7 protein-coding genes are annotated in these 15,454 nt (G+C 59.9%); 5 read left to right on the top strand and 2 right to left on the bottom strand.

From position 1 onward, the window contains the following. Window positions 1–16: 16 nt before the first annotated feature. The 4 genes from MOP44_RS12935 (at window position 17) to MOP44_RS12920 (ending at window position 8,467) form a co-directional block, all read left to right on the top strand. Window positions 17–2,611: an alpha-mannosidase gene (locus MOP44_RS12935; RefSeq protein WP_260796453.1), complete on the top strand. Its 2,595-nt coding sequence runs from the start codon at window positions 17–19 to the stop codon at window positions 2,609–2,611. A 42-nt stretch (window positions 2,612–2,653) separates the two neighbouring features. Next, window positions 2,654–3,628: an ROK family protein gene (locus MOP44_RS12930; RefSeq protein ID WP_260796452.1), complete on the top strand. Its 975-nt coding sequence runs from the start codon at window positions 2,654–2,656 to the stop codon at window positions 3,626–3,628. Between the two features lie 271 nt (window positions 3,629–3,899). Then, a complete protein-coding gene (locus MOP44_RS12925; RefSeq protein WP_260796451.1) occupies window positions 3,900–6,032 on the top strand; it encodes a TIM-barrel domain-containing protein in 2,133 nt (710 codons plus the stop codon). 95 nt (window positions 6,033–6,127) lie between these two features. Beyond that, a complete protein-coding gene (locus tag MOP44_RS12920; RefSeq protein WP_260796450.1) occupies window positions 6,128–8,467 on the top strand; it encodes a GH92 family glycosyl hydrolase in 2,340 nt (779 codons plus the stop codon). A gap of 346 nt (window positions 8,468–8,813) precedes the next feature. Here MOP44_RS12920 and MOP44_RS12915 read toward each other — a convergent pair whose 3' ends face one another. Continuing rightward, on the bottom strand, window positions 8,814–11,552 hold the full coding sequence (locus MOP44_RS12915) for a serine/threonine-protein kinase (RefSeq protein WP_260796449.1): 2,739 nt from the start codon (window positions 11,550–11,552) through the stop codon (window positions 8,814–8,816). Between the two features lie 48 nt (window positions 11,553–11,600). Then, window positions 11,601–12,188: a sigma-70 family RNA polymerase sigma factor gene (locus MOP44_RS12910; RefSeq protein ID WP_260796448.1), complete on the bottom strand. Its 588-nt coding sequence runs from the start codon at window positions 12,186–12,188 to the stop codon at window positions 11,601–11,603. 267 nt (window positions 12,189–12,455) lie between these two features. Between MOP44_RS12910 and MOP44_RS12905 the strand changes: the two genes are divergently transcribed. Beyond that, window positions 12,456–15,431 carry a hypothetical protein gene (locus MOP44_RS12905; protein WP_260796447.1) on the top strand — a complete coding sequence of 992 codons (2,976 nt, stop codon included), beginning with the start codon at window positions 12,456–12,458 and terminating at the stop codon, window positions 15,429–15,431. Window positions 15,432–15,454 lie beyond the last annotated feature (23 nt).

Below are 15,454 nucleotides of genomic sequence, written 5' to 3'. Positions count from 1 at the left end.
CTCTTCGAGGGGTGGTATGGGCGTTCGTAGTGAAGTTCCATTCTTTCGCAGGCATGTGGCCTCGGTTTTAGTGGCAGGTCTGGTTTTTACAGCTCATTCGCTCGTTGCCCAGCAGCCGAATGGATCCGTCAATGCACCGGCTGCCAGCGCTCTCCCCGACGGACAGTGGCCTGCCGAAGCGCGCGGCCTGCGGCTGCACATGATCGGCAACGCACATATCGATGCTCCCTGGCTCTGGCCCCTCTCGGAGACTAACGCGGTCGTTCACAGTACCTTCCGCTCCGCCCTTGAGCGCTTGAAGGAAGATCCCGAAGTCAAGATGACGACGAGCTCATCGCAGTTTTATGAGTGGATTGCCGACAGCGATCCGGCGATGCTTGCCGAAATCCGCAAACGTGTTGAGGAAGGGCGCTGGGACCTGGTGGGTGGCTGGTGGGTGGAGCCTGACGTCAACATCCCCAACGGAGAATCGCTGATCCGCCAAGGCCTTTACGGACAACAAACATTGAGGCGGCTTTTCGGCCTTCGTGCCAGCGTCGGCTACAATCCTGACTCGTTCGGCCACACCGGCAGCCTGCCGCAGATCCTGAAGCTGCAGGGCATGCCGTATTACGTCTTTATGCGCCCGAATGCCACCGAAAAGCAGCTTCCATCGAACCTCTTCTGGTGGCAAGGAATCGATGGCACGAAGGCTCTCACGTTCCGCATCCCACTCGCCTATGACGATCCGGGCGACGTGCGCAGCCACATGCTCAAGGAGATTGACCTTCTGCATGGGCAGACGGTGCGCGACGACATGGAGTTCTACGGCATCGGTGATCACGGCGGCGGTCCCACGAAGATCAATATCAGTTCCATCCATCGCATCCAGCACGAGACTGGCGCGCCCGAACTTGTCTTCAGCACGCCGGACCAGTACTTCTCGGAGATGAGCAAGTCTTCCTCTCTGGGCCAGATTCACACGATTGCCGATGACCTGCAGCATCACTCGGTGGGGACGTATACCGCAGGTTCGGAGCTCAAGAAGCTGAACCGCTCCACCGAGTCTGTGCTCGCCACTGCCGAAAAGATTTCTGCCATCGGCAACATTGCATGGGGGGCGACTTACCCCAAAGAAGATTTCACGAAGGCCTGGAAGAAGGTCCTGCTTCTACAGTTCCATGACAGCATGGCCGCCACCACACTGCCCTCTTACTTTGAAGCCGCCCGCGATGGTTTCGGCCGAGCGCAGGACATTGCTCATGATGCCATGTATCTGGCTGCCCAGAAGCTTGCCTGGCAGATACCCACAAGCGATCCTGACTCGAAGTACCTGGTTGTATTCAACCCACACGCCTGGAACACCAACTTGCATATCGAGTACGACCTCGGCTGGAACACCAAAAACCCGTCAGCGCTCGAAGATGAACATGGCAGCCCGATACCGTTCCAGTGGATCCCGGCGACGACCACAGTGAGCGACCGCGTGGGCCTGGCTGCCGACGTACAGGTTCCCGCAATGGGCTACCGGCAGATTCGCCTTCACAAGGTGGCTTCGGCTTCGCCAACGCCTTCCGCGCTCCACGTGAGCGATAGCGAACTTGAAAACGCGCATCTCAAGGTTCGCATGTTTGCCGACGGAACGATTTCTATCTTCGACAAGAAGAACAATCGCGAGGTGCTTCGCGGAGCTGACACCCGCAATGGCGGAGGGATGCGCGCCATCGTGCTGGATGATCCGAGCGACACCTGGAGTCACCACGTTCGCTCCTACGACCGCGAGGTCGGCACTTTCGCTCTGCAGGAAACGAAGGTCCTCGAAGATGGGCCACTTCGCGGACGCGTGCGGGCCCGGTATACCTACGGCGCCTCGCGCCTCACGATCGACTACATCCTCTATGCTGACAGCCGTGAGCTGGAGGCACGTGTCTCACTCGATTGGCATGAGCACCAGAAGATGCTCAAGTTCGCGTTCCCGGTGAACGTGGATGAACCGAAAGCCACCTACGAGATCGCCTACGGAGCCATGCAGCGCGACACGAAGGGTGACGAGAATCCTGGTCAGCGCTGGGTGGACGTGAGCGGTGCGGCCGGCGGTCAGGCCTGCGGCCTGGGCGTTGTGAACGATGCAAAGTACGGCTATAGCGTGGACGGCAGCGAGTTGCGCGTATCGATCGCGCGGTCCGCGGTGTTCGCGCACCATGAGCCGCGCACCCTTCAGGCCGGCGTTGATTATCAGTGGATGGATCAGGGAGTGCAGAACTTCCGCATGCTGCTGGTGCCCCACGCCGGCACCTGGCAAGACGCCGATCTGACGCGCACGGCAGAGAAGCTGGTTACGGAGATTCCCATTATCTATCAGGGCATCCATCCGGGCACCCGTCCGGAGTCTGACGGCTTCATGAATGTCGATGCAGACGATATCGTCATCTCCGCTGTGAAGCAGGCGGAAGTTGGCGCTGATACCATTCTCCGCGCTTACGAGACACAGGGTCGGGCAGCCCACGCGCATATCGACCTGCGATTCGCACACACGTCCTGGACGGGTGACTTCAGGCCGTTTGAGATCAAGACGCTGCGCGTGAACGAAAAGACCGGCAAGGTCACCGAGGTAAACGCACTTGAAGAGTAGCTGCATACACGCAAACCGAGCAGCAGGCGACGAGGAATATTGATGCTGGCAGGTATCGACATCGGCGGGACGAAGACAGCGGTGATCCTGGCTGAAGACCCCACCCGCATTCTTTTCCGGGAAGAGTTTCCCACCCGTCCCGACCTTGGGCCCGAGCAGGCCATCGAGAAGATTGAGAGCCTGATCGCTTCTGCGCTCGCGCTACATCCCGGCCTTGGCGAATTGCGCCTGGGTGTGAGTTGCGGTGGCCCCCTTGATCGTCACCGGGGTATCATCCAGTCCCCGCCCAATTTGAGACGCTGGGTGGATGTGCCTATCAAGCAGATTCTCGAAGCCCGGTTCGGAGCACCGTGCCTGGTGGAAAACGATGCCAACGCCGGAGCGATTGCTGAACACCGCTACGGCGCCGGCAGCGACTGCCAGAATCTGATCTTCCTCACGATGGGGACGGGCTTCGGCGCGGGTCTCATCCTCGACGGCGAACTATACCGGGGTTCCAGCGAGATGGCCGGCGAGATCGGACATGTTCGTCTTACCGAGGATGGTCCCGTCGGTTACGGGAAGAGCGGATCCGTTGAAGGTTGGGCGAGCGGTTGGGGCATGGCGCAGTTTGGCACCGAGATGGTCAGCACGGCCACCGCGAACGGAGAATCCACTTCACTGGCGAACATTGCTGCCAGCGGACAGCTCACGGCCCGGGACATCGGCATGGCGGCAGCCCAGGGTGACGGAATGGCGCGCCGCATCGTTGAGCGCACAGGCGTGAAGCTCGGCCACGCTCTCGCAATACTTGTCGACGTCCTCAACCCTGAGCGCATCGTGATTGGCGGCCTGGCATTGCGCCTTGGAGACATGCTTTTCGAACCCGCGCTGGCAGCGATGAAGAACGAGGCTCTGGAGCAGAGCGCGCGGGTGTGCCAGGTTGTACCGGCCCGACTTGGCGAGCGCATCGGGGACGTTTCAGCTCTCTGCGTCGCCCAGGGCCTCTCGCGTTCCGCACCCACCCTGCGCGTGTAACCGCCGTGCCACGTTCCAACTTACGGGATCATTCATGAGCAGCAGCCAGCTTACAAAGCAGCAGAGACTTCAGTCGCGCGATTTACGATGGCTTTGATGAGATTCTGTGTCCCGCCTATGCTGTGGAGGCTGCCGACACCATGGGTGCAGGCGTTTGATTTGTGGCAGGTGTTCTTCCTGCGCCGCTGGTACGCGACTGGATGAGTCGACAGTTTGCAGCATCGTCTCAATAGCTTCGGCTGATTCCTTCACCCATTTTTTAGGAGCCGTCGTGAATCGCAGAAATCTCTTGAAAGGCTCGGCTGTCGCACTCGCCACCTGCGCCGCTTCCAAAATCAGCGGCCAACCAGCGCAGGGCGGGGCCCTCCCATTGCCTGCGTTCGTTCCTGCCCTGCCCGGCATCTGGAAGGCTACGATCGGCGCGCCGGAGGCTTTCACGCATGTCTCCAGTCGCACGATCCCGCCCGATGTTGCCGCACTCCAGCGGATGAGCGCTCCCCCAGAGCCGCCGATTGCGCTAAGCAGCGCGGTGATTGAACCGCGCGGATGCCGCATCACCCTGCCGCTGGCAGCCCACGAAAACATCTTCGGCTTCGGCCTGCAACTCCTTTCGTTCGCACAGCGCGGGAAAAAGAAAACCATTCGCGTCAACGCCGATCCGCGGCTCGATACCGGCGACTCGCACGCGCCGGTACCGCTCTACATCAGTACGCGCGGTTACGCAGTATTTGTGGACACCTGTCGCTATGCCAGCTTTTATTGCGGCGACGCCAGGCGGAAGCCGGGAAAGCCCTCGTCTGCAGCGCAGTTGGGGGTTCCCACGCCTGACTCGCTGCGCAATCTGCCGTCGGAAGAGCCCGGGGAGATCACAGTCGAAATTCCCCGCGCTGCAGGCGTGGATGTGTACGTTTTCGGCGGTCCGACGATGCTCGACGCTGTCCGCCGCTACAATCTCTTCTCCGGAAACGGCGTAGAACCGCCAGAGTGGGGACTTGGGTTCTGGTATCGTGCGGTGGGGTCGGCCGATGCGAAGCAGGTTCTCGCCATTGCCAGCGATCTGCGCGACAGCAAGATTCCCTGCGATGTGCTCGGACTCGAACCGGGATGGCAAAGCCATGCCTATTCCTGCTCCTTCGCATGGGACAAGGGGCGCTTCCCTGATCCACCCGCATTCGTTGCCGATGTAGCGCGTCTCAAGTACCGCATGAACTTATGGGAGCACGCGTTTACCCACCCGTCTTCGCCCATCTTCGAACAACTTCAGCCGCACTCGGGCGATTATGGAGTGTGGGGCGGCCTCGTACCTGATTTCGCGGCTCCGCCCGCCCGCGACATCTTCGGCGATTACCACGGCAAGACGCTCATCGATATCGGGATCGACGGCTTCAAACTCGACGAGTGCGACAACTCCGACTTCACGCGCGGCTGGTCATTCCCTGAGTTCTCGCGATTCCCATCCGGCGTGGACGGCGAGCAGATGCACCAGGTCTTTGGCCTCCGTTACCAGGACGCGATTCTCCAGCAATTCCGGCAAAGGAACAAGCCCACCTACAGCCTCGTACGATCCAGTGGCGCTCTCGCCGCGCCCTACCCGTTCGTGCTCTACAGCGACTTGTACGATCACCGCGACTTCGTGCGCGCACTTGTCAATTCCGGATTCAGCGGCCTGCTGTGGTGCCCAGAGGTGCGCGATGCCGTCAGTGAGCAGGACCTGATTCGCCGTCTGCAGACCGTGGTTTTTTCGCCGCTTGCGATGGTCAACGCGTGGTATATCAAAAATCCGCCGTGGAAGCAGATCGATCAGAAGAAGAACAATGCCGGGGATCTCGCCGAAGGATGGCAGCAACTGGAGGCCCGCTGCCGCAGCATCATCGAGTGGCGCATGCGCTTGCTCCCTTACCTGCGCGGCGTCTTCGCGCGTTACGCCCTTGACGGCACTCCTCCTTTCCGCGCGCTCACGCTCGACTTCCCCGATGACGAGAGCCTGCACGCGGTCGATGATCAGTACATGGTGGGGGACAGAATGCTTGTGGCGCCTCTCTTTGCCGGAGAGGAGTCGCGCAAGGTTGTGCTTCCCCGAGGCAATTGGCACGACTTCTGGACCGGAGAGTCCGTCGAGGGCGGCCGCTCCTTCACCGTGCCGGCTTCCTATGAGAACATTCCGGTTTACGTGAAGGCCGGCTCCGTTGTCCCGTTGGGCGGGACCGCTCTAACAACAGATGACCCGGCAACACGCGACCTGACTGTGGCCGTATTCGGAGACGGCTCGCTGCCCTGGAAACTCGACGGTCCTTCCGGCTTCGAGGTTCGCTCCACAGGCCCCGGCAGAGTCGCCGATCGAGGCCTGGGGACAAAGCCGCACGGTTATCGTGTCGTAAACGTGAAACAGATGACCAAGACCTAGCGCTGGAGGGCAACCGCGCACCTGCAACGGGTTTTGCAGCAAACTGTATTGTCTATCGCAATCAAACGTCAGTCCTGAATCCAAATGGGGTAGTCATGCTCAATCGTCGTAGGTTTCTCGCCGTTGCTTCTGCCGCCGCTGGCGCAGCCATCGTCAACAAGAGCGTTCCCGCTGCGGCGCAGAGCCCGGTCTCCGCCGCGTCCTCATCTGAGGACCTCGTCCGCTACGTGAACGTGTTTATCGGCACGGGGGGACACGGCCACTGCTTTCCCGGAGCCACTGTGCCCTTCGGCGCTGTGCAGTTCAGTCCCGATACCGGTATTCGCGATTGGGACTGGTCGTCTGGATATCACCACGACGACACCACGCTCATGGGCTTCAGTCACACACACCTCAGTGGAACCGGCGTGGGCGACATGCTCGATTTGCTGCTTGTGCCGCGCACCGGCAATGTCGTCCTTGAGCCTGGCACCGATCCTGAAGCCCGCAAGAATCCGGAAGGCACTTACCGGTCGCACTTTTCGCATGACGACGAACACGGTGAGGCGGGCTACTACTCGGTGCTCACCCGAAGTTCGGGCGGCAACAAAATCAAGACTGAGCTCACCGCCACGGAACGCACTGGCTTGGCCCGCTTCACGTTTCCCACTGGCGAACCTGCACACATTCTCCTCGATTGGCATCACGTCTACGGAACAGAGAGCGAAGTCAAATCCGCAGAGCTCTCCGTTGTCAGCGATACCCTTGTGATGGGAGGCCGCCGGGTCAACAAATGGGCTCCGGACCGAGAGATCTACTTCGCCACGGAATTTTCCTCGAAGCCCTCCAAGGTAGAAGTGTTCGTCGATGACAAGCCTTCCGACGACCGCAGCGTTGACGGGCGAAATCTCAAGGTCGCGTTCCACTTCGAGCCGGGCTCAACTGTGCTGGTGAAATCGGGCATCTCCATGGTCAGCGCCTCGAACGCTCTCGGCAATCTGCGTAAAGAGCAGCCGGGGTTCGATTTCGAAGCTATCCGTGCTGCGGCGCGGCGAATGTGGCAGCATGAGTTGTCGCGCATCCGTGTGGAGGACCCGAGTGAAGAGCGCAAGACCATCTTCTACTCCAGCCTCTATCACATGATGTGCGCGCCAACCCTGGCAGATGACTGCAATGGCCAGTACCGCGGGCTCGATAAGCAGATTCACCAGCTCGCCGCCGGCGAGCACAACTACAGCACTTACTCCCTTTGGGATACCTATCGCGCCCTTCATCCCTCATTCACTCTGTGGCAGCGCGATCGCGTGCCTCGCCTGGTGAACTGCCTCATCCGCATGGGCGAGGAAAGCATCTACGGATTTCCCATCTGGCCCCTCCAGGATGGCGAAACATACTGCATGCCCGGGTACCACGCGGCCAGCGTCATGGCGGAAGCGTGCGTTAAAAAGATCCCCGGCATTGACTGGAAGCGCGCCTATGCCACAATGCGCAAGCGCAATATGGACGACGACTACATGGGCCTTCCTGATTATCGGCGCATGGGTTACATCCCCGCAGATAGCGGAGGAGAATCGATCGGCAAACTGGTGGAGTATGTCTATTGCGACTGGGCATGCTCCCACGTTGCTGACGCTACCGGCCACCCTCAGGACGGGGAGATCCAGCGCCGGCGGTCGCAGAACTACAAAAACGTGTTTGACAAGCAAACGCAGTTCATCCGGCCGAAACTTGCGAGCGGGGAATGGATTCCGAATTTTGATCCCAAGGCCACCGGTCACATTCCGCACCATCGCGACTACACCGAGGCCAATGCCTGGCAGAGCACCTTCTTTATCCAGCACGATGTGAAGGGTTACATGCATCTGTTCGGCGGACGCGAGCCGTTTGCGGCAAAGCTTGACCGGCTCTTCACGGAACAGCCCGGCGTCACCAACGAAGTGGTTGCCGACATGACTGGGAATATCGGCCAATACGTCCACGGCAACGAGCCGAGCCACCACATTACATATCTGTACGCCTGGGCCGGCCAGCCCTGGAAGACGCAGGAACGGGTACGCGAAATTCTGCTCACGCATTACCGCAACGACTACGACGGTCTCGACGGAAACGAAGACTGTGGCCAGATGTCCGCGTGGTTTGTCATGAGCGCCATGGGCCTGTACGCAGTCGATCCGGTCAGTGCGACCTATGTGCTTTCAGCGCCGCTATTCCAGCGCGTCACCCTTGCTCTCGGCGACGGACGCGAACTCGTGATTGAAGCCAAATCGTCCGGCGGGAACCGAGAGCAGGACAAATATATCCAGTCCGTCGCCTTGAACGGCAAAGCGCACGACCGTCTCTGGGTTCGCCACGATGATCTCGCGAATGGCGCGCATCTGGTATTTACGCTTGGATCCACGCCCAACAAGTTGTTAGGCGCGGACGAGGCTGCCATGCCGCCATCTCTGACCGTGTAGGCTCTCTGCGCCTCGCGGCATGACGCTGCGGGGCGCAGAGCGTCAAACCTGACCGGCTACCCAATCGAAGCCCAGCTTCCAGTGAATCGCGCACAGACCCTGCCACACTCCGTCTCGATCAGCGCGGACCGGAAGCCATTGACGAGTTGCGCCACGCACGAATTTGCGGCGTTTGCGGGGTCTCGGCATCCTTAGAAGCCAACCATGAATTTGAGCGTGATCTCGGGATTCGATGCACGATACATCTCCTTCCCCTCTGATATGAATTTAGGGAAGGCTCGTTGGCGTAAATCATATTCCCGATTTGGGCGATGAGTCTGCCGGTCAGGGTGCGGCGGATGGCTTCTTACTGAGTCAGGCGGCGTGCCGCCAATGCATCGGGATGATCGGCGCCTATCGAACCTTCGAACTGCACCAGTGCCTGCGATGCCGCAGTTCGCGCTTCCGTCATCCGGCCTTCGGCGGCCAACGCACGGGCCTCGGCCAGATTTGCGGAGCCTAGTTTGCTCGTGTTCCCGTGAACATGCTCTTTCGACTCCAGCAACGCGCGCGCGTGGGATGCGTCAGCTTCAGCCAGGTCGGGACGCTGCATCGCAAGGTAGATCATGGATCGATTCAGGTAAACACCGGGTAACGCGAAACTCCCGTTTCCACCATGGTTGACGGTAGCTTCGAGCGTTGCGATGGCCTGGTTCATGAATTGAAGCGCGGCGGCCGAATCCTTCTTCTCCAGCGCAATCAGCCCTCGCTCAGTGGGAACCGCCGAAAAGGCGTAGTGGCCGGGCGGGAGCATTTTGGCCAACCGAGGTTCGACTTCGTTCAGAACGGTCTCAGCGCGGCGAAGGTTGTGTTGCAGGCGATAGATGCGTGCCAGTTCCAGCAGCGACTGATTCACGACGAGTTCGTCCTGCGTCTGCACGGCCTTCTTATGTGCGCGCTCCACATGATCTGCCGCTTCCGGCAGGCGGTTCAGTTGCCGCAGTACACGCCCGTAATTGTTGAGCACCATGGCCGGGACTGCATCCTCGTTAGCGCCGTCGCGGCTTATGTCGATGGCCTTCCGGTCCCATTTCTCTGCTTCCAGAGGACGCCCCACCTGATCGAGTTCCAGGGCCAGTCCGCTGTATAGAACCATGGCCGTCTGGGTCTCATCGCGACCGGTCTTCGTCATGAGCGCGGCGGCACGTTGAAACTCGTCGAGGGCATCCTGATCGCGCCCCGCTTCGCTGTACATGGAGGCAAGATCAAGCGAGATAGTCGATTCCAGATCATCGGAATCGAAAGGCGAGCCGCTCATTGTCCTCTTTGCGGTCTCCATGCGGTTTACGGCAACCGTGACTGCTCCCCTTTGCCTTGCAACTTCGCTTCCATCGCGCAGGCATACGACCCTGTCGAGCACGTACTGCTGGTCATTGGGCAAGGCTGTTAGTCCTTCCTCGATCAGCGCTTCGGCCCGATCGAGATCCTCGTCGCGCGCCAGTTCGGCTGCCAGAGAGCACGAACCCGCGGCGCGAACACTTGGATCACTCGACTGTCGCGAGATAGCGTAGGCGCGTTCGAGAATAGGTTTGGCCATTCCGTGCAAGTCTTGTACCCCGTAGTCAGACCCAATCCACTCCATCAGATCGAGCTTCCCGGTTGAGTCCTTTTGCTTTTCGACAATGTGTTCCGCCCGCTCGAGCAGGGTGTTAACCGTGAATGGTTTTCCCATGGGCGCGGCATCGGACAGCAGGAACTCCAGGAAATCGTCGTGCTGGTGAACACGCGCGAGCTGGCGGAAGGCGAAATCGCGCTCCTTTTGCGCCATACGCCCCTGAATCACGATGGCGGAGACGCCCGCCACGATGGCTAAGAGTGCGACCGCACCCACGGCCACCATGGCAAAGTTGCGGCGCACGAACCTGGATGTCCGGTATCCGAGCGAATCCGGTCGTGCCGCCACCGGTTTGTGTTCCAAGTGGCGCCGCAGGTCGTCGGCAAACGCGAGCACGGAGGTGTAGCGCTCGGACGGGATCTTCTTCATGGCCTTGCTGACAATTGTGTCCAGATCCCCACGCAATTGGCGGCGCAACTTTTGCGGAGTTGCGGAACGATTTGCAGCTCCTTCCGGTGAGATCAAGAAGACGGCATCGGAGGGGCGTGGCGGTTCCTGGTCAACGATTGTCTTGATCAGGTGTGCCGGAGAATGCGGTCCTGGACCGGCGGGATGCTGGCCTGTCAGCAGCAGATAAAGCAGTACACCCAGCGTGTAAATATCGGTGGCCGTGGTGATGGGGCCTTCCGTGACCTGCTCGGGCGCTGCGAATAAAGGCGTAAGCGCCGCTCCGGTTTGCGTGTTGAGTGGGGTCGCGGCACCGGCTTCAGTGCCATCCTCAATCGCCTTGGCGATGCCGAAGTCGAGTAGTTTGACCTGGCCATCATTTCTCACCAGCACATTCGAGGGCTTGATATCGCGGTGAACAATGAGGTTGCTGTGCGCGTGCGAGACCGCGGCGAGCACATCAAGGAAGAGCAGGATGCGCGGTTCCACGCCAAGCCTGTTCCTGTCGCAGTAGTCGTCGATCGCCCGCCCTTCAACGAGTTCCAGGACCAGAAACGGCTCTCCGATCGAGGTGAGACCCGCGTCGATAAGCTCGGCGATAGAGGGGTGCGCCAGCCGGCCGAGAATCGCTCCTTCCCGCTTGAATCGTGCAGCTGCGGACCCGTCGAGCAACGCCAGGTGAATAAACTTGATGGCGACCTTCCGCTCAAACCGGCCATCGCAGCGTTCGGCGAGCCAGACGGTTCCCATGCCGCCACTGCCGATCATCTTCAAGATGCGATAGTGCGAAATGATCTGCCCCGCGAGAGGAGCGGTGGGAAGCGCGTCCGCCTCCAACGAAAGCTCGCGTGCGGCGACCTCTAAGGCCGGAGTTTCCAGGAACTCCCCGGCTTTTCTATATGAAGTCAGCAGCGAAATGATCTCGTCCTTCAGCGACGCATCCTCAATGCAGGCCTGGGAGAGAAACTGTTCGCGGTCGCCGGGCGCAAGTTCCAGCGCCGACTGCAGCAGACTGTCGATAACTTTCCAGCGCTCGATTTTCATATGCGGGGAAGTGACCTCCATGGGGTTGATCCTGATCCGAGGGCACCCTCACGGACCCGCTGATTCAGAGCACGCGCCGCTCATTTCGCGATATAGCCAGGCTCGCGCGGTATTCCAGTCGCGCATAACAGTAATGGAGGAGACACTCAGGATTTCGGCCGTCTCCTCCACGCTCAAACCTCCGAAAAAGCGCAGCTCGACCACCCTCGCCTTTCGGGAGTCGAATTGGGCCAGCGCGTGCAGCGCATTATCGAGCAGAATCAAGTCAATCGGATGTTCGGGCGCGAGCGCATTCGTGTCTTCGATGGAAACGTGGGGCACATTGCCCCCGCGTTTTAAATTGCGGCGGCGGGAATGATCCACCAGGATGCGTCGCATCAGTTGCGCCGACACGGCAAAGAAGTGCGCGCGGTCCTTGAAGCGCATGCGCTTGAAGTCGACCATTTTCAGATACGCTTCGTTCACCAGGGCCGTTGTCTGAAGGGTGATGTGGGCGCGCTCATTCCTAAGGAAGTGCCGGGCCAGACGGCGCAGCTCGTCATAAACGATCGGAGTCAGTTGCTCCAACGCGTCCTGATCGCCGCTGCTCCATGCCTGGAGCAGCGCGCTGATCTGTTCCTCCTTATGCGTATGCAAAACGCACTCCATATCTTCAGTGTGGTTAGCGGGGCGAATTCGTGTCGGCATGAATGGAAAAAACCGGCGCCATGGAATTTTCGCATGCCCGGACGATAGCTGCCGGGATCCGCTTGCGCCTAATTCAGTAGAGGGTCTGAATACCCGCCTCGTTCAGCACGGCCAGATCGCTGAGTTACAGGCAAAAAACGGGGCCTTCGCGTTCAGATTTCTCTCTTTAACGGAAGCTCGCCCACACAAACAAAATTTAGAAATGTAGGGGGTCCTATGAATCTCGCTCAGTTCATGTCGGCCTGCATCGCCGCGCTGACGTTTCCCATAACCCGACAGCTAGCTCCTGCTCGCGCGGGGTGGAGGGAGGGGCGCGTTCTACTCACGCCGTCCTTCCGTCGGTCCAGCTTGGCAGTCATCGGGATCGCATTCTGCCTTGCCAACCTCTCAGTGGCCCAGCAGGGTGCATCCCCTTCCCCTCTCGGTTCGGATGCGATCATGGGCTTCGAGGTTCCGACGGCGTGGAGCGCCAGGATCGACGGCCTGTTCCCGGATTTCGCTGTCGCATCCACGACGAACCGAACCCAGGGCAGCGCCGCACTCGCTGTCAACAATCCACCCCATCTGTTGACGCTCACCAGCAGACCCGTCGCGTCCACCGCAGCCGCTCTCACTGGAATCGGAAAGGATGGAGCTATCCTGCAGCTCGATATCCTGCTTCCGCCGGACAAGGATGCAACGCACAAGCCCTGGAGGGAACGCTCCGATTCTGACAACGACGGCTGGATCATGGCTTTGGTCAGTTCCAGGTCCCGTGGATTGTTCCTAGATTCGCTGGGGAAAGTGAAGCTGGAGAATCTCCGCGCCGGAACGTACAACACCGTTGCCTTCCCCATTCCCGAGCGAGTCAGCTCCGCGCTCGACGGCAAGGATTTCAACGATCTCGTCTTCCAGTTCGTCGTGGGTTCGCCAGAAAAAGTGCGCGGCACTCTCGTGTTCGATAACCTGCGCGTCCACTCAGTGGACCTAGTTCAATCTCCGACGGGCAATCCTCCCCCGGCGGGATATGGCGGTTCGCTTGACTTGGTTGTTTCCGGTGACGCGCCCGTGAGCAAGTCCTTCGACCTCGGCCCAACGCAAATTCCGGCTGGTTTCCACCTCAAGAAAGGAACGGCGGGCTCAACAACGGTACAGCTTGCGCTTGGTTTGGACTCCAAGCCGTCGCTCACCTGCACTTACAATCCTGACAAGACCGACACATCCAATGAGTCCTATATCCTGCAGTCCTGCACCGGCACGAATGTCGCCGGAGACCTGGTCAGCTCAAACTGGATAAGCCTAACTATCCAGGGCGGTGATTCTTCGCAGCAGATCCGCGCTCAGATAGCGCTGAATCCTCTCGGTGACCGGACAGGCTCAGGCCTTATTCCAGCCATGCCTACCTTCTGGGGCGATGCAGATGCCTGCACACCAGCTCCGATTCCCGGCACCGTAGTGACAACGTCTACGAGTTGCTCGAACCAGACGGCGCAGGCCAACAAGATCATCAATGACTACTTCAACCAGGTGCGCAACTCCAACCCGGCACGTGACTGGATCGTCACCCCGGTGCCTGAGTCGGCCACCCGCCACGGCGACGGCACGCCCACCGACAATCTCACGGGCAAATCGACCTCCAATGAGGCCGCGCCTCTCGATGGATCGGCGCCAAACAGCGATCCCCCGTTCGACACCGGTGGCGACCTGAATCCCGGCGGCAGCTTCGACGCCTACTGGCGGCTCTCGGGCAATCTGACCCCCACCGCTGTCTCCGGCACAGATGAAAACCTGACGCACTTCGATTCCACCTTCACCGCTCACGGCGTACTCTTCGGCGATGACGTGGATGTGGTTGACGCCAAGCTGACAGCAGACACGGACAGCGGCGCAACTACCCCCGCGTATAAACCAGCCACTTCCTCTGGGACGCTCAATTTCTACGTCCTGGGCGAAGAGATCCCCTCCGGCGGACTCCCGTTTAACCCCAGCACCGGGTTCAGCGTTGATCCAAGCTGGAACCAGGAGTACAACCTTCCCTCTGTCCACATCTGGATCTTCAGCATTACGCTCGGCGCGACGGTTGACGCCGACCTGAATGCGCAAGGCTCAGCGGCGCTCTCTGGCGCCGACCTAAGTGTCATCCCCACAGCTTCCGTCGGGGGACACATCAGCGGCGGCATCGACCTCGGCATCGCTTCCGGCACAGTGGATGCCAAGGTCAACCTGCTTACGGTGTCGACACCCGTGAGCGCGCAGGTCAAGTGGGTCATCCATACGGAACCCAACATCTGCGCGACCACGATGAACGGCTCGCTGAAGGGAGATCTCAATCTCAGCTCGGGCGGAGGCGAAGTGAACCTTCAGGCCACGTTCGGAGATTGCCCGTTCTGCTACACGGATTCCTACACGCTGTTCAAATGGAAACCGCTGGCCACGGCATCGTGGAACCTGTTCAACGACACGATTGACACCCAGCTTTTCGAGCTGCCCACTTCGTTGTGCACTTACCCGATCACAGTCAATATCGTTTCACCGGCCCAGGGCGCGACTTTGTCTTCCGGCTTGCCGATCACACTCCATGGGTCGGCGGCACCGAATGATACTTCGTTGTCTTCCACTGCCACTTACCAGTGGACGTTCACCAAGGGCGCGAATGCGAGCACGGCAACGATTCAGTCCGGAGCCAACACCGCAAACCCCGTAGTCGTTTTCGGCGCGCCGACGTCCGGCACTTCCTCCACATGGACTATCGGCCTGACGGCCACCACCACTGTGACCGATTCCTCAAACCACCCCATCACGAAGGCCGCATCGGCTACACCGGTGACGGTCACCGTGAGCAATCTGCAGAACGGCGTCTACATTACGCAGATGATCAATAAAGATGGATTCCTGGGGGTTTTCGACGACAGCGGCGCTTTAGACATTGGCAACAATCCTTTGCCGGAAACCATTACGGGGCTGGTTTCTGGTGCCACAGGTGCTCTGAACACCACCTTTACCGTGGCGTACTGCAACGATCAAAGCCCGGCCTGCACAAATCCCGGCGCCGCCGTGGCGCTTCCCGTAACCGGAGCTGCCACCTCTACTCCCTCCGCACTCTGGTCGACCTGGGTACTGCCCGGATATCAGAAAGTGACAATGACCACAACCCAGGGCGCCTCTCCGTTCGCTTCCGATTCTGTGATCGTCTTCGGAACGGCAATCGAATAGGCCAGGCAATTCAAGGAGCCGCA

The organism is Occallatibacter riparius (genome assembly GCF_025264625.1).
Lineage (GTDB): Bacteria > Acidobacteriota > Terriglobia > Terriglobales > Acidobacteriaceae > Telmatobacter > Telmatobacter riparius.
This window is presented reverse-complemented; position numbering and strand designations above follow the sequence as displayed.

Coding starts and splice junctions, on each gene's coding strand:
- MOP44_RS12935 (WP_260796453.1), top strand. CDS start 17: ATGGGCGTTCGTAGTGAAGTTCCATTCTTTCGCAGGCATGTGGCCTCG.
- MOP44_RS12930 (WP_260796452.1), top strand. CDS start 2,654: ATGCTGGCAGGTATCGACATCGGCGGGACGAAGACAGCGGTGATCCTG.
- MOP44_RS12920 (WP_260796450.1), top strand. CDS start 6,128: ATGCTCAATCGTCGTAGGTTTCTCGCCGTTGCTTCTGCCGCCGCTGGC.
- MOP44_RS12915 (WP_260796449.1), bottom strand. CDS start 11,552: ATGAAAATCGAGCGCTGGAAAGTTATCGACAGTCTGCTGCAGTCGGCG.
- MOP44_RS12905 (WP_260796447.1), top strand. CDS start 12,456: ATGAATCTCGCTCAGTTCATGTCGGCCTGCATCGCCGCGCTGACGTTT.